Below are 19,236 nucleotides of genomic sequence, written 5' to 3'. Positions count from 1 at the left end.
GAAGACTGGAAGTTAGGGTCAATCCGCGGTACGCGCACCACGCGTGACTGAAAGATCACGCGGTATGGGTCCCGGCGTTCGCCGGGACGACATTGGTGGGGAGGTTAGCGCTTCCCGATTGCCGCCAGCACTTCCGTCGCCGCCCGTTCCCCGCTGTCCCGCGCCCCATGCGCAGTCGTGAAGAAGGTTGGCGACGTCGCCTCGCCCGCAAAAAATAGCCGGCCATCGACCGGCGCGGCCAGCACGGCGCGATCCCCGGCGTGGCCGGGCAGCGCATGCGAATAGGAGCCGCGCGCGAACGGATCATGTGCCCAGCGCGACTCGTACAGCGGCTTCAGCTTGCGGCGGATGTCGTTGCCGAGAAAGCCGGCGATCTCGTCGATGCTATGCGCGGCGATGGCGCCGTCGCCGGAATCCTCCAGCGCGCGGGCGAAGCTGCCGCCGAAGAAGCCTTCGATGCAGGGCTGGCCGAATGGGCGGATGTGGTAGGTGCCCATCGCGGTGCGCATGGTGGCGCCGCGCAAGTTTGCTTCCTTGGGAAAGGCTTCGGCGTCCTCGAGCGCGAGCGTCACCTTGTCGTCGACGCCGAGCGGGAGGCCGGCCGCTGCGTCGACCTTGGACGGTAACGGCGGCGAAAAGCGCATCGTCTCATCGGCGATCAGGTTGGTCGGCACCGTGATGATCACCTTGTCCGCAGTCAGCGTGCCCTGCGAGGTCTCGAGGCGGACCCGCGGGCCGGAATGATCGATCAGCGCGACGTTGCAGTTCAACGCCACCGGGCAGGGCGCGCCATAGGCCGTCACAAGCGCGCCATAGCCGCGGCGGACGCGCCAGTTGAGACCAGAATCCTCATAGGCGTCCCAGTCCAGCGTCGACATGTCCTTGAGTTCGCAGCCGTTGATATAGGTCGAGATCGCATCGATCATGGGATTCCAGCGATTGCCCGCCTCGAGGCTCCGGCTCGCAGGCTCATCCTTGCCCTTCTGCGCTGCTTCCCAGAGGCGCTCATAGAACGCGTCCATCGCGCCCATGAAATCGTCGCGCTCGCCTTGCGGAAACGCGTTGCCATAGGCGCGCTCGCGCCAGGGCGGCAGGTCCTTGTTGAGCTCGAAACCGAGCTGCTGCGCGATCGAAACGAAGGAGTTCTTGTCCGCCGAGTGCAGCCAGCCGCAGCCGACGTCGAAGGTCACGTCAGGTGAGGCCTGTACGGTCCAGGCGCGGCCGCCGAGCCTGTTCCGTGCCTCCAGTACGATCGCGGAGAGGCCGGAGCCCGCCAGCGCGTGTGCAGCGCCGAGGCCGGCGGCACCGGCGCCAACGATCGCGACGTCCACGGAGGAGGGGAGGGAGGTCATGGGCGGGCTCTAGCACGTTCGCTGGGTGTGCTGAAGCCGGACGGGTAAACGCTTTTGCAGGGTGGGCAAAGGCGCTCTTGCGCCGTGCCCACCATCGTCCATTGGTGGGCACGCTTGCGCTTTGCCCACCCTACGGCACTACGGAGAACGGTGGCCTTACGCCACCGCTTCCTTGGCCTTCTCCGCGCGCTTGCGCTCGTTCGGGTCGAGGTGCTTCTTGCGCAGGCGGATCGACTTTGGCGTGACCTCGACGAGCTCGTCGTCCTCTATATAGGCGAGCGCCTTTTCCAGCGTCATGCGGATCGGCGGGGTCAGGCGCACGGCTTCGTCCTTCGAGGTCGTGCGGATGTTGGTGAGCTGCTTGCCCTTGAGCACGTTGATCTCGAGATCGTTGTCGCGGGTGTGCTCTCCGACGATCATGCCCTTGTAGACCTTCCAGCCGGGCTCGATCATCATCGGGCCGCGGTCTTCCAGCTTGAACATGGCGTAGGCCACCGCGTCGCCCTGGTCGTTTGAGATCAGGACGCCGTTGCGGCGGCCCTGGATCTCGCCCTTGTACGGGGCGTAGCCGTGGAACAGGCGGTTCATGATCGCGGTGCCGCGGGTGTCGGTGAGCAGCTCGCCCTGGTAGCCGATCAACCCACGGGTCGGCGCGTAGAACACCAGGCGCTGACGATTGCCGCCCGAGGGCTTCATCTCGATCAGCTCGGACTTGCGCTCGCTCATCTTCTGCACGACGACGCCGGAATGCTCCTCGTCGACGTCGATCACGACTTCCTCGATCGGCTCCAGGGTGGCGCCGGTGGCTTCGTCCTTCTGGAACACGACGCGCGGGCGCGACACCGAGAGCTCAAAACCCTCGCGGCGCATGGTCTCGATCAGGATCGCGAGCTGCAATTCGCCGCGGCCCGAGACTTCCATCGCGTCCTTGTCGGAGGCTTCGACGACGCGCAGCGCGACGTTGCCTTCGGCCTCGCGGAGCAGACGGTCGCGGATCATGCGGCTCGTCACCTTGTCGCCTTCAGTGCCGGCGAGCGGGGAGTTGTTGACGATGAACGACATCGACACGGTCGGCGGATCGATCGGCTGCGCCGGCAGCGGCACTTCGACGGTCGGATCGCAGAAGGTGTCGGCGACGGTGCCCTTGGTCAGGCCGGCAATGGCGACGATGTCGCCGGCTTCGGCTTCCTCGAGCGGCGTGCGCTCGAGACCGCGGAACGCCAGGATCTTGGTGATGCGCCCGGATTCGACCAGCTTGCCCTCGGCGTTGAGCACCTTGACCTGCTGGTTCGGCTTGAGGATGCCGGACGAGATGCGGCCGGTGATGATGCGGCCGAGATAGGGGTTGGCCTCCAGGATGGTGCCGATCATCCGGAACGGACCTTCCTCGACCTTCGGCGGCGCGACGTGACGCAGGATCAGGTCGAACAGCGGCTCCATGCCCTTGTCCTTCGGACCCTCCGGGCTGTCAGCCATCCAGCCCTGCTTGGCCGACCCGTAGAGGATCGGGAAGTCGAGCTGTTCCTCGCTGGCGTCGAGCGCGGCGAACAGGTCGAACACCTCGTTGATGACTTCGGTCGGGCGCGCGTCGGGGCGGTCGACCTTGTTGATGACGACGATTGGCTTGAGGCCGACCTTGAGCGCCTTGGAGACCACGAACTTGGTCTGCGGCAGCGGGCCTTCAGCGGCGTCCACCAGAACCAGGGCGCCGTCCACCATGTTCAGGATGCGCTCGACCTCGCCGCCGAAATCGGCGTGGCCGGGGGTGTCGACGATGTTGATGCGGGTGTCCTTCCACTGCACCGAGGCCGCCTTGGCCAGGATGGTGATGCCGCGCTCGCGCTCCAGGTCGTTGGAGTCCATGGCGCGATCGGTCACCTTCTGGTTCTCGCGGAACGTGCCGGACTGCTGGAGGAGTTTGTCGACCAGGGTCGTCTTGCCGTGGTCGACGTGAGCGATGATGGCGACGTTACGGAGGTTCATGAGTGAGCTTCTTTGGTTCGAACAATGGGTTAAGCGCGATCTCGCCGGTCGGACCGGGACCTCTTCTCGAAACAACGCTGGAAGACTGGAAACGGGGCGCTTTCCGCCCAAAAAGGAAGCCCGGCCATATCGACCGGGCAGCCTACGCGTTGCGGCGCAATATATGCAAAAACCGCCAAAAAACAATGCGTTCTTTGGGCCTTGGTTGACTGAATTTTGCCCGGGAATTCCCGGGGCTTAGCTGCCGTTCCGGGCCGGCGGGGCCTTTCGCCCCATGATGGCCGCCCAGATCAAGACGACGCCTCCGATGCCGATGACTAGTCCCAAAAACACCAGCGACGCGATGTCGGAGGGGATCTGGCCACCCTCGACCACCGACATTCCGCCGAACAAGAGCGCGCAGAGCCCCGGCAGCAGCATGAAGATGCCGGCGATCGCCATCAGCGCGGTCAGGCAGCCGCTGCGCTGTTGCTGGTTCTGCGGAGGCACTGCCGGTGGGCTGGGGCTGGAATCGCTCATGGTCTCTTTCTCGCTGCCCTGATCAGCATCACGCCGGCAAATGCCACCAGCAGTGCGAGGGCGAGGATGGGGGTAAAGCGGGTGTCGAAGTGGGACGACTGGGTCTGGTCGAAGGCAAAGATCAAAGCGCAGATGCCGGGCAGCAGCAGGATAACCCCAAACATCACCATGAGCGCGGTGACGCATCCGCTTCGCGACGGTGGAAGTGGAGGCGTCTCGCTCAACGAGGCATCTCCTCGCGCTGCGTAGCTTCCCGATAAGTGTCGCCGCGCAGCGCCGCGCGAATGCCGTCGATCTTTCCGTTCCGGTAGAACAGATTGTAGGTGTCGAACGGAATGATCGCGCCTTGCTCTGTCACGAAATGGATGCAGCTTCGCTTGACGTTGCCGACGCAGAAATTGAAGCGATCGAGAAACTGCACGATGGTGACGCGGAACACGTTCTCGTAAGAGAGCCCTTCCGGCACCTGAAAGCTCGGCAGGCAGCAAAGCAATTCGCAGACACGCTCGCTCGTGTTCAGCGGCCCCGATGACAGTGAGAACAGATCGACGAATTTCTCCCGCAGCACCGGATATTTCTCCGGGCTGATGGTGTTGGGCATCACGGCGACAAGCTGCTCCTGCGGAATCAGCGAGGTCAGGGGCAGCACCCTCTCGCCATTGCGCAGGCCATAGCCGATCGAGATGCTTTCGGGATTGCAGGGCAGCGGGATCATGTCCTTGTCACCGAACACGCCGGTCTCGATCACGCGCTTGCGGATCTCCGACAGCATGATGCGGTCGGTATTTTTGTCGAAATTCTCGTTGCGGCCGGCGTCCTGCACCGGCTGCAGCGTGACGCCGCGCACGCATGTCCAGGTCAGCGCGTGGCGGACGATGTCGCCGATCTCGGCATCGTTGACGCCGCGCTTGATGGTCGCGACCAGCGTGGTCGACACGCCGTAGTGCTCGAGATTTTCCAGCGCCTGCTGGCGGATTTTTCGCAAATCCGCGCCGCGCAAGTCGATCAGCGCGTCGCGCTGCAGCGAATCGAACTGGAGATAGACCTCCAGCCCGCGCCTGTTCTCGGCGAGCCGCGCCACGAAATCCTTTTCGCGGGCGATGCGCAGGCCGTTGGTGTTGATCATGACGTGCCGGATCGGGCGCGCGCGCACCGCGTCCAGGATCTCGAAGAAATCAGGATGCAGCGTCGGTTCGCCGCCGGAGATCTGCACGAGATCGGGCTCGCCCTCGCTTGCGACTAGCGCGTCCAGCATCTTCTCGACTGTCGCGAGCGGGGTGAATTTCGTTCGTGCCGGCGAGGATTCCGCAAAGCAGACCGGGCAGGTTAGGTTGCAGTGCTCGGTGATCTCGATCAGCGCCAGGCAGGAATGCTGCTCGTGGTCGGAACAGAGACCGCAATCATAGGGACATCCGAATTCGGTGCGCTGCTGGAATTGCAGCGGTCGGTCACCTGGCTTGATGAAATCCTTGCACAGGCGCCAATAGGCGGCATCCGTCGACACCAGCGTCGACTGGACGCCGTGCTCCCTGCAGCGCTTTTCGTACCAGACCTCGTTGTCCAGGATCTGGATCTTGGTCGGCACCAGCTTCAGGCAGGTCTCGCAAAGAGATTGGGTCTGGCCCCAGAAAATATAGGGACGCGACTTACGCAACGGCGCGTTCATGCATGGGTCTCGCTTTGGGCGCCGTCGCCAGCATGACGCCGGCGTAGAGCAAAATGGACAGCGACAGCAGGTGAAACAGGGTGAAGGGGCCGATCAGCGTGCCGTAGGGCTTGAGGAATTCCCACGCGAAGCGTTGCGCTCCATAATAGGCAAGAACCAGGTAGAAACCATTGGTGATCACAAAGGCGTTCCGGTTCACGACGGCGAGCACATAGAGCAGCGCGAATACGGCCATGGCCGCGCTCTCATAGAGCTGCACGGGATGGCGCAGCATGCCGTCGCCGAAATCATGGGCCCATGGCAGCGCCGTCGGCGTGCCATAAGTGAAGTCGTCGAGGCCTGCGAAATAGCAGCCGAGCCGGCCGATCGCGATGCCGAGCGCCAGCGGCAGCGCAAAACGGGCACCGGTCCGCGCGGCGATCCCCGCGGACCATTTGTAGAGCTCGATCGCCACGATGCCGCCGGCAATCGCGCCCTCCACCGAGCGCGCAATGCCGCTCTCGCCCGACAGCCACAGATTGGCGGAGCCGAACAGGTAGGCCCCGAGGCCCGCGCCGAACACCAGCGCGGCGATATAGGGCAGCTCAAAGGATTGCGCCGGAAACTGCAGGCGCTGCCGCGACAGCCAGTAGACGGCCGCCGCCGCCGCCAGCCACGCCAAGACGTCGAAGATGGTGTGTAGGAAAGCCCCGCTCATGCGGGGGATATTAGCCCAGGTTCCGGCCGTGCGGGATAGTGCGCCTGCTCGTTCTCCACGCCGGGGAAGCGAGGCGGATCGCTAGCTGGCCTCCCGCTCCTCGGTCGGATAGACGCCGCGCAGCACCTCCTCGAAGTGCATTTTCACCGCGTCGTTGCACAGGCAGGCGCGAAGCCTCAGGCCGTCGCGGTTGCGAACCAGGATCGATCCGCGCCTCGTGTCGAGAATCCGTTCCGCCTTGAACGATTGAAGCACGCGGCTGGCATAGCTGCGACCAACGCCCAACAGCGTCGCAAGCTGTTCGTGGGTCAGCGGCACGCTATCCTCGTCGCCGGTGCGCTCCATCGCCGCCAAGATCCATTTGGCGGTCCGCTGTTCGATCGAATGGATCGCATTGCAGGCGGTCGACTGGAAGATCTGCGCCAGCATGCAATCGGCGTAGCGGGCAAAGATGTTGCGCAGCGACGCCGAGCGCAGCTTGGCCGCTTCCAGCTTGGCGACATGAATGCGCGCAAACGGGCCGCCGAATTTCACGCAGATCCGGGTATAGGCCGGCAGGAATCCTTCGCTGACGATGCCGCCCACCGCGCCTTCGCGACCGACCAGGATGGTCTCGACGTCTCGGCCATCCTCGTTGGGCACGAGAAAGGTCGCGAGCGCGGGTCCGCAGGGGAAGTGGACGACCTGGACATCGTCACCGGGGCTGTAGAGCAGCTGGCTGGCGGCGGAGTTTTCGACGGTCACGTGCGGTGCGAGCAGGGCGTAGTCTGCCTGGTTCAAACGCCGCAACAAATTGTTGGCCGGACGGCTCTCGACCTCGGTCATCTTGCTGATACGCGCATCCATCGTGAACTCCCATCCTCCTCCCACCTTAACGAGTTCCGTGCATTCCCTGTGTGCACAAGTGGACAGACTGGAGAACGACAATGTGGTGGGTTTCGTTCCGGGAACCTCTCCGATGCGCTGTGCGCAGGCATCGTGTCGCGGCAGTCCTGATCCGACCCCCACACACAAGATGCGATCATGACACCCGCACTTTCCAATGGCTCAAGCTGGCCGGCCGATGTTCTGATCGTCGAAGACGACCCGATCATCGCGATCGATTTCGAGGACCGTCTGCTCGGGTTTGGGGTGACGGGCGTGCGGACCGTCGGCTCGGTGACGCAGGCGCTCGGCGCCATCGCCAAGCGTGCGCCCGACTTCGCGCTGCTCGACGTCGAGTTGATCCGCGAGACGAGCTTTGCGGTCGCCGCGCGGCTGGCCGCGCTAAAGATCCCGTTCGTCTTCGTCACCGGCTATGGCGCCGAGGCGCGCATTCCGCCTGAATTCTCCGGCCAGCCGCGGTTGCAGAAGCCGTGCTCGAGCGACGCGCTGGAGGCGGCGCTGAAGGTGCGCACCCTCGATTAGTGATCAGGCCTGCTTCGGATCGAGCGTGGTCGACCATAGCGCGACGTCGGCGCGGTCGCGCAAGGTCACCGTCATTTGGCCCGAGGCGCCGTCGATCTTGACGTGACCGAAGAACTGCATGCCGGCGGAGGGCGGCAGGTTCTGGCTGTCCTTGCCCGGCGCCTTGACGAAGCGCACCTCGGGTCCAAAGGTGTTGTCGAGCGTGTTCGGACCGAACGTGCCGGCATGCAGCGGGCCCGACACGAATTCCCAGAACGGCTCGAACTCCTGGAATTGCGCCTTGTTCGGATCGTAATAATGCGCGGCAGCGTAGTGCACGTCCGCAGTCAGCCACACCGTGTTGCTGATCGGCGCCATTTTGATGAAACGCAGGATGTCGGCAATCTCGAGCTCGCGGCCGCGGACCGGGCCGTCACCCTGCGCGATTGCTTCCGAGCCGCCCTTCGGCGTGTCCGACACGACGAGGCTGAGCGGCATGTCGGAGGCGATCACCTTCCAGGTCGCGCGCGAATTGAGCAGGCCGCGCTTGAGCCAAGCGATCTGGTCCGGGCCGAGGAAGTAGCTGGCGGGGCCGTAAGCGGTGTCCAGATTGGCGCCGTTCGGACCGCGATAGCTGCGCTCGTCGAGCACGAACACGTCGAGATGCGGGCCGTAGGAGATCTGGCGATAGACCCGGCCCGGCTCAACGATGCTCTCGCGCATCGGATACATCTCGTGGAAGGCGCGGCCCGCGCGGGCGGCGAGCAAGGCGATGTCGCGCTCCTTGTAGGCGGTCGGCAATTCCTTCGACAGCGACCAGTTGTTGGTCACCTCGTGGTCGTCCCATTGCACGAAGATCGGCACCTCGGCATTGAAGGCGCGGAGGTTGTCGTCGGTGAAATTGTATTTGTGCGCGGCGCGGTACTCGTCCAGCGTCTCGGCGACCTTGGCCTTCTCGGGGATGGTGACGTTCTTCCAGATCTTGCCGTCGGCGAGCTTCACCTCGGATTGAATCGGGCCGTCGGCGTAGATGGTGTCGCCCGAGTGCAGGAAGAAATCCGGACGGTGCTTGCGCATCGCCAAGAAGGTGAACATGCCGCCGTCGTCGGGATTGATGCCCCAGCCCTGGCCGGCGACGTCTCCGCCCCAGACGAAGCTGACGTCGCGGCGGTCGGCCGGCGCGGTGCGGAAGCGGCCGACCACCGGCTCGCCCTCGATGGCGCTGTGGGAGAGGTCGCGGAAGCGGACGCGGTAAAAGATGTCCTGGCTAGCAGGCAGGTTCTCGATCAGCATCTTCGCGGTGAAGTCGCTCTCGGGGAGCGCTGCGATCGGCGGTAGCGCGCGGGCATCCCTGAATGACTCCATCGTCGCCACCTCGACCAGCATCTGCGCGGGCCGATCGGCGCGCGCCCACACCACGCCGCCGTCGACAGTGACGTCGCCCGACTGCACGCCATGAGTGACCATCGGCCGATCGGCCGCGCGCGAGAGATAGGGCATCGCCATCGTGCCCAGCGCACCGGCGCCGGTGGCAAGGAAGCGGCGGCGGGAGAATTTGATGTTCATGGGACGGGTCCGCTGGCTACTGTCTTGCGCTGTCATTCCGGAGCGCGCGAAGCGCGAATCCGGAATCTCGAGAATCCCCGGTACGCAATTGCGTGCCTGGTCCTTCGGACCATCCCGGAATGACCGTGGGAGCTATATTGAGACAATGTGACGCAGCGATAACGCGCGCAAGCGTTACGCGTTGCCGGCGGCCCTGAACTGGGCGCCGGCGCGCTGCAGGTTCTGCGGCAGGCTGAACAGCACCGCCTTGCGGTCGGCGACGGCGGCGTGGAACTGATCCAGCGCGATGTTGAAGGCGGTGAGCGCGGCTTCCTCGATCGCGCCGTGATCGAAGCAGCGCAGCGTGTCGCGCAGGATCTCGTCGGCCTCGGTCTGCATCTGGTCGAGCTCTTCGGTCGTCTCGCATCTGCGTGCGGCGGCGATCATGTCGAGCAGCCGTTCGCGCTGATGGTTGTTGTTGTCGCGCTCGTCCTTCTTCAGATAGCCGGCGAACCAGGCGCCGATCGAGCCCATGGCGGACAACGCCATCAGGCTCCACCAGATGTAATCGCTGTATTTGTCGAGGAAGGTCTTTTCCTCGCCATCGACGAAGGCGGCAGCGCCCGGATGCACCGGGATCACCGCATCCTTGTCGGTGTCGGGCGTTTCGATCTTCGCCGCCAGCGGGAATTCCGTCACCAGTTGCTGGCGCACGGCGAAGAGCTGGCGCGTGAACGCTGCGATGGTGGTTTCGGACACGCCTTTGCGCGCCACGACGTGGTGCGAGAAGCTGATGGTCTTGACCTCGTCATCCGGGCGGGCGGGCGAGCCGCCATAGGTGCCGGCGGGAATCTCGGACGCTTCGTAGACCGGGTGGTTCTGCGCGATCGCATCCGCGGACTCGATCGCGAGGAAGCTGGGCGCGCCGAAATCCTTGGTGGAGGCGGCGATCGCATCTGCCGTGATTTTGCTGTTGACCGGGCCGGCCGCGAGATAGACGTCGGCCTTCTGGGCCTTGATCGCTTCGGCGACCTCGTTGGCCGGGAATTGCACGATCTCGACCTTGGCGGGATCGACGTTGTATTGCTGGAGGATCACCTTGAGCAGATTGACGTTAGCCTGGGTGCGGCCGACCACGCCGACGCGATGGCCGGCGAGCTGCGAGATCTTGGTAATCTTCGCACCCCGCTTCTTGCCTTTGCCCGGTACGGACCACAGCACCACGACGTTCTTGCGCAGGGTCGCGACCGCTTGCGCGTTCTTGGGCACGTCGAGGTCGCCGCGCACGATGGCGAGATCGACCTTGCCTTCCGCAAGCGCATTGGCGCTGGCGGTGGCGCCGTCGGTCTGGATCGGTCGCAGCCGCACCTGGCCCTTGCTCTGCGTGAAGGCCTGCGTCAGCGCCTGCACGACCTTGACGTCGTCGCTGTTGGCGGGACCGACCGCGATCTTCAACGTGACGGGCCGCATGGCGAAGTAGTAGCCGCCGACGAGTGCGCCGATGATGGCAAGCACGAGCGCAAGAGACACGAGCGCGGTCTTCCGCGCCGCGGATCGCGGCGAAGGCGGAGAGGGCGTTTCGGCCAGGTCCAATCCCCCGGTCATCGATCTCCCAAACAGGCGCTTCAGGCTCAGTTTCATCTTGGCCGGCGATTTACGCCCGTAAATGTAGCAAATTTCTTGTCCGGCGGGGTTACATCTCCGTCATGGTTAGCGGATGGCGGAAATCCCGTATGAACCCGGGCGTCAGCGGGGTGTTAGGGTAAAGTTCCCCTGAAGGACGGAGATATGACCATGGCAGAACGGCTCTCGGCGGAGGCGCGCAGGCAGGCGCTGGGCGGACTACCCGGTTGGGGCGAGGTTCAGGGCCGGGATGCCATCGGTAAAAGCTTTATCTTCAAGGATTTCAACGAGGCGTTCGGCTTCATGACCCGCGCCGCGCTGGCCGCCGAGAAGATGGATCACCACCCCGAATGGCGCAACGTCTACAAGACGGTGGAGGTGGTGCTGTCGACCCACGACGCCGGCGGCGTCACGGCGCTCGACATCGCGCTGGCCAAGACGATGAACGCGATCGCAGGCTGAGACCGGCCGACGTCTTGCAGTGATCGGCCACATCCCCATCTTGTGATCAGTCGGGATGCGGCGGTCCGCCGCCCGGGCTGAACGGGAGTTTGTCGAACATGGCTGCCGAACACAGCGTCGGTTTCGAGCCGGCCGATCGGCTCGCGGAAGATCGCGAGAGCGTGCGCCGCCGCTTCTGGCGCAAGCTGAAGCGTGTCGCCGCGCAGCTGCCGTTCGCGGAAGACCTGCTTGCTGCTTATTACTGCGCGTTCGACCGGCAGACCCCGCGCCACGTCCAGGCCGCGCTGTTAGGTGCGATCGCCTATTTCATCCTGCCGTTCGATTTCGTCGCCGACGTGATGCCGGTCCTCGGCTTCGCCGACGACGCCGCCGTGCTCGCCACCGCCATCCGCATGGTTTCCGGCCACATCACGAATGAGCATCGCGAAGCCGCGCGCGCTGTGCTGAAGCGCGGGGTGGGTGAGATGGAAGAAGGCGCTGCGCAGTAGGCGCGGTCTGCCAACGCTGTCATTCCCCGCGACCCGGCTACGCCAAGGCTTCGCCGGGGTTGAGGTCCAGGGGCGCCGAAGCTTTAGCGAAGGCGGCAGGCGGGGAATCCAGTACGCCGCGGCTCCTCGGTTCAATCGTGACTGCCTCTGGAAGACTGGATCGCCCGCCCCAGCGCGCAAGTGCGTACAAGGCGGGCGATGACAGTGAGTGTGAGGATGAAACTCGCTACTTCTTCCCCGCCTCCACCCGCGCCTTCTCCGCGTCCCATGCCTGGAATTGCTTGAACAGCGTTTCCCTGTCCGCGTCAGACACGTTTGCGGCCGTGGGGCTCTGCTTCAGGAACGCCTCGAATCGTTGCCGTGTCAACGGCTCGACGCCGTGCTTGTCGAGCCATTGCTGCGCCACCGGCAATCTGTTCCACCCCGACAGGGGTGCCGCGAGCGAGACCTCCTTCCATTTGGGATGGAAAGGCGCGTTCTGGAGCGCCGGGAATTTCGTGAAGAACGCGTCCACGAACAGCGCGAGCTTGCGATAGCGCTCGGTGTTTGGCGCCCAGCTATAGGCCGCGAGCACCGCCGGCACCGCGATGGTGTCCACGCTCTCGCCCTCCTTGATCAGGTTCGGATAGTCCTTGGTCGTCAGCGTCGCCGGCAGATAGTCGCTCTGGAGCGGCTTTGCATAGTCAACCTTGGCAAGATGGAAGCGGCCGTCATTGTTGAAGGTCGAGACCGATTTGTACGGCTTGCCGCCGACCACGATGACGGCGTCGATCTCGCCAGCCTTCAATTTCTCCATCGCGATGCGCTGCTCGACATAGACGAAGTTCGCCTTGATCCCGAGCCGCTCGAACACCGTGAGCGCGGTGACGAAGGTGCCGCCATTGGGCAGGTCGACGCTGACCTTCTTGCCTTCGAGGTCTTTCAATGTCGCGATCGATTTCGGCGCGATCACCTGCATCTCTTCGTTGTAGAGCTTTGTCACATAGGTGAACTGCTTCTTGATGTCCTTGGCAAAACCCTTGCGCTCGAGATAGTCGAGCGTGTCGGCCCGCACGATGCCGAGATCGACGCCTTGCAGGAACAGGATGTCGGCAACGCTCTGCACCGAGCCGCGGCCGACGATCGGCAGCACGCGGATCTTGTTGCCGTCGTCGAGCACCGAGGCGAGGTCGGCGCCGAACTGCACGTAGGTGCCGCCGATCGTGCCGGTGATCAGCGTGACGGTGTTGGCATTCAGCGCCTGCTTGGTCGAGGTCGAGCCGAACTGGAAGATGGCCTTCAGGCCGTCCGAGACCTTGGCCGGATCGTATTCGGTCTGCTCGGCGCCGGCGGTGGAGGCATAGATCGTCATGATGGCGGCAAGTGCCATTCCAAAAGCGTTACGCATGATGTCCCCTGAAGAGTTCTAATTCTGAAACCGGACGAGGCGCTGGCGCGCCTCCGCCGATCCGAGTGATGCAGCCCGCTGGTACCAGTCACGTGCGGCGGATGCGTCGGCAATGACACTTCGCGCATCGCTGGTGCCGAGCACCGTGGGATCATAGGTCTGCGCCAGCAGAAGCGCGGCCGTTGCATCTTGCGCATTGGCCGCGCGTTCGAGCAGCAGCCGCGCTGCGGCGATGTCACCGATCCTCAACAGACTCTTCGCGCGCGTCATCAACCCTGCCAGCGTGTCGGCGTCGAGCGTCCTGACCGGCTCAGGCGGTGCAGGCTGTGCCGCGACGGGCTCCGGTGCCTGCACTGATGCTTGCACCGGTCCTTGCGCTTGCAGCGCAACCTGATAGGCGGTCGCTATCGCTTCGCGGCTTGGCACCAGCGGTGCTGGGAGGTCCCGTGAGTCGGCGCTCGCCAGCGTCGTGTTGGACACGCGGGCCGGATCCTTGAGCGGGGTCTGCGGTGTCGCCGGCGCAATGGCCGGCGCCATGGCCATGTCCGGCGCGGCCCCCACCCAGCTACCGGCATTGGCGGTCAAGAAGCCGCGAAAGTCGGATTGATACAGTACGGCCAGAACTGCCAGGGTGGACGCTGCCAGAACAGCGGCGAGAACACGCGGCACAATTCTGGAACGCAACTCCACCGGCGTATATTCGCTTGGGTCCGGCGCGCCGAGCGGATCGGACAGGAACAGCGGAATCGGATCGTCCTGCGAAAGATCGGCCCGTGCGGCGCGCGCACGGACAAAGGACGCGGTCGGTGGATGTGATGCGGCTCGATGGAAGTCGAGCGCACTCGACTCCTTCGACGGGCGGTACGCCGTCGTCTCCATGGTGATGCTCCCCATTACTAACGCAACGCAGGGGCATTCCCGGCTTCAGTCTTTTTATTGTTGTCCAGAAGTACCCCGCAAACTGGAGCCGGTAAATCGCCGTCTGAATCAGCCCAAAAAACGACGACGATTTGCGCGAATCGGGAGAGATTTGGGTTTGATTGCGGCGAGGCCGGGGAATGCACCGCAATTTTGGCGGGCATGGTTGAGGGAGCTTTACCAGGCGACGGCGCACGAAAAAGCTGGCGCAGCTTCAGCGACGCCAGCGATTCGAGCGGTGACGGTTGTGTATGTGGCGATGGCGATGCCTACATCCTCACGGATGCAAAATCACCTTGCCCATGGCCTGACGTCCCGCGAGCACCTTTAGTGCATCCGCCGTCTGCGCCAGCGGGAAAGTGCGGTCGACATGCGACGAGATCTTTCCTTCCGCGGTCCACTTCACGAGCTTCTCGAGATTGGCGCGGTTCTTCTCCGGATTCTGCCGCGTCCATGCGCCCCAGAACACGCCGCGGATGTCGCAGCCCTTCAAGAGCGCGAGGTTCAGCGGCATCTTCGGAATGTCGCCCGCGGCGAAACCGATCACGAGGAAGCGGCCTTCCCACGCGATCGAGCGCAGCGCCTGCTCGGCATAGGCACCACCAACCGGATCGAAGATGATGTCGACGCCCTTGCCGCCCGTGAGTTTTCGCAAGCCCTCCTTCAGATCCTCCTTGGCGTAGTTCAAGGTCAGCTCGGCGCCATGCGCCTTCGCGAATTCGAGCTTCTCGTCCGACGAAGCGCAGGCGATCACCTTCAATCCCATCAGCTTGCCGAGCTCGCAGGCGGCAAGGCCGGTGCCGCCGGCGGCGCCTAACACGGCAAGCGTCTCGCCCGGCTTCGGGCTGGCGCGATCTTCCAGCGCATGCAGCGCCGTCCCGTAGATGATGATGATGCCGGCCGCGCGGTCGTAGTCGAGATTGTCGGGGATCTTCACGATCGACGCCGCCGGCAGCGCGATCTTCTCGCGCGCGCCGTTGTTGCCGCAGGAAGCGACGACGCGATCGCCGACCTTCAGATCGGTCACGCCGGCGCCGATGCTCTCGATCACGCCCGCGACTTCCGCGGCCGGCGAGAACGGGAATGGCGGCTTGATCTGGTACTTGCCCTGAATCATCAGGATGTCGAAGAAGTTCAGCGCCGCCGCCTTGATCGCGATCACCGCTTCGCCGGGACCGGCCACCGGATCCGGCACTTCAGCCAGCACGAGATCGTCAGGCTGGCAATATTGCGAGCAGAGGATGGCTTTCATGGCGGCACCTTGGGCGTTTCGAGTGGAATTATAGTTTGGCCGTTTCTGCCGGATTTAGGCACGGGCGACAATCCGGTTTCTTTGCTGGATGCCATGTTCGGCCTATCCTCGTCATTGCGAGCGGAGCGAAGCAATCCAGACTATTTCCGCGGGACGGATTCCGGATTGCTTCGCTGCGCTCGCAACGACGGAGCAAGAAGAAAAGGGAGGATTCAAACGATGTTTGAAACAGGCCTGCTGAGGGACAAGCGCATCCTCGTCACCGGCGGCGGCTCGGGCCTCGGCGCCGCGATGGGGCGCCGTTTCCTTGCACTCGGCGCCGAGCTCGTGATCTGCGGCCGCAAGCTCGACCGGCTGGACGCAACCGCGAGCGAGATGCGCGACGAGACAGGTGGCAAGGTCACGACGATTGCCTGCGACATCCGCGACGGCGCCGCCGTCGACTGCATGATGGAGCAGATCTGGCGCGAGGCGCCGCTCGATATCCTCGTCAACAACGCCGCTGCGACGTTCATCGCACAGAGCGAGCATCTATCGTTCCGAGCAGCCGATGCGATCCTCGCGCCGACGCTGCATGGCGCGATGTATTGCACGCTCGCTGCCGGAAGGCGCTGGATCGAGGACAGGCATGGCGGCGTCGTGCTCTCGATCCTCTCGACCTCGACCATCACCGGCCGCGCCTTCACCGTGCCGTCGGCGATGGCAAAGTCGGCGCTGCTGGCGATGACCAGAAGCCTCGCGGTGGAATGGGGGCCGAAAGGCATCCGCACCGTCGCCATCGCCCCGGGTCCGTTCCCGACCGCGGGCGCGTCGGGGCAGCTACGCCCCGAAGGCCGTGACGAAGGCTGGACCGCGCGCAATCCGCTCGGCCGGACCGGGGAGCACAGCGAGCTTGCCGATCTCGCCAGCTTCCTGGTCTCGGACCGCGCCGGCTACATCAATGGCGAGATGGTGGTGATCGACGGTGGCGCGCATCTGCGCAGTTCCGGCGCCGAGGATTTGTTGTGTTGGACCGAGACGCAATGGGCCGACCAGCGCGCCGCGCGGTCCAAGGCTTAAGGCGCCGCTGATACCGCTAACTGCCTTCCCAAATTGGACTTTCCCGGCTATCCCTGCCGGGGGACAAAGCGCGGCCGGGCCATCTTCCAGTCACAATATTGAGGGAACCACTCCAGCATGTGGCGGGTGCTATCTTTAGCTTTGATGATCGGCATGATGACGTGCGGGATCGCCGATCTTGCGCGGGCGCAGACGGCGCAACCGGCGCCGAAGGCCGCACCGAAGTCGGCGGCTCCGCCGGCCAGTACGACTGCAAAGAGCGCGGCAAAGCCCGAGAGCAAGCCTGCGGCGCCGCCCCCGGCGGTTGCGGGTGGCGCGGAGCCGACCCTGATCGGCCAGTTCGGCACCTGGGGCGCTTATTCGGCGACGCCCAACGGCAAGAAGGTCTGCTTCGCGCTGGCAAAACCCTCGTCGTCGAAGACCAATCCGCCGAATCGGCCGCGCGATCCCGCTTATGCCTTCGTCTCGACCCGTCCGGCCGAGAAGGTGAACAACGAAGTCTCGGTCATGATCGGCTATGCGCTGAAGCCGGGCTCGGAATCGTCGGTCGAGGTCGGCGGCGCCGCCTTCGCCATGTACACGCAGGGCGACGGCCTCTGGATCAAGAACGCGGCCGAGGAGGAGCGGATGGTCGAAGCCATGCGCAAATCCGCCGAGCTGGTCGTCAAGGGGGTGTCGGCCAAGGGCACCGAGACGACCGACACGTTCTCGCTGAAAGGCCTCGCCCAGGCCCTGGACAAGATCGCCCAGGATTGCCGGCGGTAAGCCTCTCGGCTTAGTCCTTTAAGGCTAAGCGACAGCCACGGTCGCAATCGGCTGTTCCGGTTGCTATATTGGGCCGGTTCCAGATTTCTTCCGTCATTCCGGGGCGATGCGCAGCATCGAACTCGGAATCTCGAGGTTCCCCGGTGCGCAGGTGCGCACCTGAGGTCTGGTCCTCAGGGTTCGCTTTGCGATCCCTTCGGACCATTCCGAAACGACGTAAAACCTTTAGGTCCATTCAATGCAACCGACGACGACCGAGCCGCATAACGCAATCCTGGTGGAGAAGACGCCACTCGAGACCTATGTGCCGCCGGCGAGGCCCTCGCTGATCGGTCTGTCGCGCACGGAGCTTGCCGATCGCCTCGGCGAGATCGGCGTCACGCCGGCGCAGCGCAAGATGCGCGTGCAGCAGCTCTGGCACTGGCTCTATTTCCGCGGCGCTCAGAGCTTCGACGACATGACCTCGATCTCGAAGGGCATTCGCGCCGAACTCGCGCAGCATTTTACAGTCGACCGGCCCGAAGTCGTGGCCGAGCAGATCTCCAACGACGGCACCCGGAAATGGCTGCTGCGTCTGCCGAGCGGCGACAATGTCGAGCGCGCCCATGAAGTCGAGTGCGTCTACATTCCCGAGACCGATCGCGGCACGCTCTGCGTCTCCTCGCAGGTCGGCTGCACGCTGAACTGCTCGTTCTGCCACACCGGCACCCAGCGGCTGGTGCGCAATCTCACCGCGGGTGAGATTGTCGGACAGATCATGGTGGCGCGGGATCGATTGAATGATTGGGCCGATCGCGAGGACGGCACGCGCCGCGTCACCAACATCGTGATGATGGGGATGGGCGAGCCGCTCTACAATTTCGACGCGGTGCGCGATGCGCTGCTGATCGTCGGCGACAATGAAGGCATCGGCATCTCCCGCCGGCGCATCACGCTGTCGACCTCGGGCGTGGTGCCGAACATCGTGCGCGCCGGCGAGGAGATCGGTGTCATGCTCGCGATCTCGCTGCACGCGGTGCGCGACGAGCTGCGCAACGAGCTGGTGCCGCTCAACCGCAAATATCCGATCAAGGAGCTGCTGCAGGCCTGTCGCGATTATCCCGGCGCCTCGAATGCGCGCCGCATCACCTTCGAATATGTGATGCTCAAGGGCGTCAACGACTCGCTCGACGATGCAAAATTGCTGGTGAAGCTGCTCAAGGGCATTCACGCCAAGATCAACCTGATCCCGTTCAATCCCTGGCCCGGCACCGCGTACGAGTGTTCGGACTGGGACCAGATCGAAAAATTCTCCGAATACATCTTCAACGCCGGCTATTCCTCGCCGGTGCGCACGCCGCGCGGCCGCGACATCCTCGCCGCCTGCGGCCAGCTGAAGTCGGAGACCGAGAAGCTCAGCGCACGCGAACGCCAGGCGCTGCGCGCCATGGCGATGACGGATTGAGGATGACACCGTACTCGACGTTCGTCATGGCCGGGCTTGACCCGGCCATCTGCGTTTATGAGCTGTCATTCCGGGGCGCGCATAGCGCGAACCCGGAATCTCGAGATTCCGGATTCGGTGCTGCGCACCGCTCCGGAATGACGATGACACGCAACAGGTCCATCAGATGTCCCTGATCGGCCGCCTCATCGTCATCTTCATCGGCTTCCTTGCCGCCTGCTTCGTCGGCGGCATGATCGTCGTCGTCGCGCTGCTGTTTCCGGAGTTCGCCGATCTCGGTGCCGGCCCCGTCGATCAGGGCACGATCGACATTTTGCTGGGCTTCGGCTTCATCTTCGTCTCCGGCTTTGCGCTGGTGCCGGCGGCGGTGATCGTTGCGATCACTGAGGCGCTCTACATCCGCAGCGTGCTCGCTTATGCCGTTGGCGGCGGCCTCGTCGGGCTTGGCTGCTATCTCGGCCTCGTTCCCTTTCACTCCGACACATTTCAGTTCGAAGGCATCGTGCGGCGCCATCTGGAGATCATGACCGGCGCCGGCATCGTCGCCGGCGTGGTCTACTGGCTGATCGCCGGCCGCAACGCCGGCGCCTGGCGCATCCCGCCGCCCCCGCGCCAGCCACCTCCGCCGCTGCCGTCGAATTCAAGGCCGGACGCGCGATGAGTCGTGCCGCTTCCGGGGTTTCCATCCCC

Annotated in this window: 19 protein-coding genes; 7 read left to right on the top strand and 12 right to left on the bottom strand. The window is 64.3% G+C overall.

Going from position 1 to position 19,236, the window contains the following annotated elements:
• Nucleotides 1–104: 104 nt before the first annotated feature.
• The 7 genes from GDN70_RS02620 to GDN70_RS02590 form a co-directional block, all read right to left on the bottom strand.
• Nucleotides 105–1,352 (bottom strand): NAD(P)/FAD-dependent oxidoreductase, encoded by a 1,248-nt coding sequence (locus GDN70_RS02620; RefSeq protein WP_152102121.1) that lies wholly within the window; start codon nt 1,350–1,352, stop codon nt 105–107.
• 156 nt (nt 1,353–1,508) lie between these two features.
• Entirely contained in the window at nt 1,509–3,335 is a 1,827-nt protein-coding gene (gene typA, locus GDN70_RS02615; RefSeq protein WP_038950936.1) for a translational GTPase TypA, read from the bottom strand.
• A gap of 237 nt (nt 3,336–3,572) precedes the next feature.
• A complete protein-coding gene (locus tag GDN70_RS02610; protein ID WP_095424601.1) occupies nt 3,573–3,854 on the bottom strand; it encodes a hypothetical protein in 282 nt (93 codons plus the stop codon).
• The gene (locus tag GDN70_RS02605) at nt 3,851–4,078 is read right to left on the bottom strand and encodes a DUF308 domain-containing protein (protein WP_038950938.1); all 228 of its coding nucleotides are present in this window, start codon (nt 4,076–4,078) and stop codon (nt 3,851–3,853) included. The genes GDN70_RS02610 and GDN70_RS02605 overlap by 4 nt, the downstream gene beginning before the upstream one ends.
• Nucleotides 4,075–5,520, bottom strand: a complete 1,446-nt coding sequence (locus tag GDN70_RS02600; protein WP_152102120.1) for a radical SAM protein — start codon at nt 5,518–5,520, stop codon at nt 4,075–4,077. The genes GDN70_RS02605 and GDN70_RS02600 overlap by 4 nt, the downstream gene beginning before the upstream one ends.
• Nucleotides 5,501–6,217 (bottom strand): prolipoprotein diacylglyceryl transferase family protein, encoded by a 717-nt coding sequence (locus tag GDN70_RS02595; protein WP_038950940.1) that lies wholly within the window; start codon nt 6,215–6,217, stop codon nt 5,501–5,503. The genes GDN70_RS02600 and GDN70_RS02595 overlap by 20 nt, the downstream gene beginning before the upstream one ends.
• An 81-nt stretch (nt 6,218–6,298) precedes the next feature.
• Nucleotides 6,299–7,063, bottom strand: coding sequence for a Crp/Fnr family transcriptional regulator (locus GDN70_RS02590; protein WP_095424603.1), 765 nt, complete (start codon nt 7,061–7,063; stop codon nt 6,299–6,301).
• A gap of 177 nt (nt 7,064–7,240) precedes the next feature.
• Between GDN70_RS02590 and GDN70_RS02585 the strand changes: the two genes are divergently transcribed.
• The gene (locus GDN70_RS02585) at nt 7,241–7,624 is read left to right on the top strand and encodes a response regulator (RefSeq protein ID WP_152102119.1); all 384 of its coding nucleotides are present in this window, start codon (nt 7,241–7,243) and stop codon (nt 7,622–7,624) included.
• Between the two features lie 3 nt (nt 7,625–7,627).
• Here GDN70_RS02585 and GDN70_RS02580 read toward each other — a convergent pair whose 3' ends face one another.
• Together GDN70_RS02580 and GDN70_RS02575 are read right to left on the bottom strand one after the other, a co-directional pair.
• Nucleotides 7,628–9,169: an alkaline phosphatase gene (locus tag GDN70_RS02580; RefSeq protein ID WP_173015738.1), complete on the bottom strand. Its 1,542-nt coding sequence runs from the start codon at nt 9,167–9,169 to the stop codon at nt 7,628–7,630.
• A gap of 174 nt (nt 9,170–9,343) precedes the next feature.
• A complete protein-coding gene (locus GDN70_RS02575) occupies nt 9,344–10,789 on the bottom strand; it encodes a TAXI family TRAP transporter solute-binding subunit (protein WP_028139291.1) in 1,446 nt (481 codons plus the stop codon).
• 153 nt (nt 10,790–10,942) lie between these two features.
• Here GDN70_RS02575 and GDN70_RS02570 point away from each other — a divergent pair, with 153 nt between their 5' ends.
• A complete protein-coding gene (locus tag GDN70_RS02570) occupies nt 10,943–11,233 on the top strand; it encodes a 4a-hydroxytetrahydrobiopterin dehydratase (protein WP_028139290.1) in 291 nt (96 codons plus the stop codon).
• Nucleotides 11,234–11,331: 98 nt separating this feature from the next.
• Nucleotides 11,332–11,721: a YkvA family protein gene (locus GDN70_RS02565; RefSeq protein WP_028139289.1), complete on the top strand. Its 390-nt coding sequence runs from the start codon at nt 11,332–11,334 to the stop codon at nt 11,719–11,721.
• A 226-nt stretch (nt 11,722–11,947) separates the two neighbouring features.
• Here GDN70_RS02565 and GDN70_RS02560 read toward each other — a convergent pair whose 3' ends face one another.
• The 3 genes from GDN70_RS02560 to GDN70_RS02550 form a co-directional block, all read right to left on the bottom strand.
• Nucleotides 11,948–13,108, bottom strand: coding sequence for a TAXI family TRAP transporter solute-binding subunit (locus GDN70_RS02560; protein ID WP_152102117.1), 1,161 nt, complete (start codon nt 13,106–13,108; stop codon nt 11,948–11,950).
• Nucleotides 13,109–13,126: 18 nt separating this feature from the next.
• Nucleotides 13,127–13,987 carry a hypothetical protein gene (locus tag GDN70_RS02555; RefSeq protein ID WP_152102116.1) on the bottom strand — a complete coding sequence of 287 codons (861 nt, stop codon included), beginning with the start codon at nt 13,985–13,987 and terminating at the stop codon, nt 13,127–13,129.
• A gap of 316 nt (nt 13,988–14,303) precedes the next feature.
• Entirely contained in the window at nt 14,304–15,278 is a 975-nt protein-coding gene (locus GDN70_RS02550; protein WP_152102115.1) for an NADPH:quinone oxidoreductase family protein, read from the bottom strand.
• Nucleotides 15,279–15,497: 219 nt separating this feature from the next.
• Between GDN70_RS02550 and GDN70_RS02545 the strand changes: the two genes are divergently transcribed.
• The 4 genes from GDN70_RS02545 to GDN70_RS02525 all read left to right on the top strand — a co-directional run bounded on the left by GDN70_RS02545 (nt 15,498) and on the right by GDN70_RS02525 (nt 19,207).
• Nucleotides 15,498–16,337: an SDR family oxidoreductase gene (locus GDN70_RS02545; RefSeq protein WP_152102114.1), complete on the top strand. Its 840-nt coding sequence runs from the start codon at nt 15,498–15,500 to the stop codon at nt 16,335–16,337.
• A 117-nt stretch (nt 16,338–16,454) separates the two neighbouring features.
• Nucleotides 16,455–17,102 (top strand): invasion associated locus B family protein, encoded by a 648-nt coding sequence (locus GDN70_RS02540; protein ID WP_095424333.1) that lies wholly within the window; start codon nt 16,455–16,457, stop codon nt 17,100–17,102.
• Between the two features lie 238 nt (nt 17,103–17,340).
• Nucleotides 17,341–18,546 carry a 23S rRNA (adenine(2503)-C(2))-methyltransferase RlmN gene (gene rlmN / locus GDN70_RS02530; RefSeq protein WP_028139283.1) on the top strand — a complete coding sequence of 402 codons (1,206 nt, stop codon included), beginning with the start codon at nt 17,341–17,343 and terminating at the stop codon, nt 18,544–18,546.
• Between the two features lie 166 nt (nt 18,547–18,712).
• The gene (locus tag GDN70_RS02525) at nt 18,713–19,207 is read left to right on the top strand and encodes a hypothetical protein (protein WP_028139282.1); all 495 of its coding nucleotides are present in this window, start codon (nt 18,713–18,715) and stop codon (nt 19,205–19,207) included.
• Nucleotides 19,208–19,236: the final 29 nt, after the last annotated feature.

The sequence above is a fragment of the Bradyrhizobium sp. TM102 genome, from assembly GCF_009176685.1.
In the GTDB taxonomy this organism is placed as follows: domain Bacteria; phylum Pseudomonadota; class Alphaproteobacteria; order Rhizobiales; family Xanthobacteraceae; genus Bradyrhizobium; species Bradyrhizobium ottawaense.
Note: the sequence above shows the minus strand (reverse complement) of the source record. Positions and strands in the feature narration are given on the sequence as shown.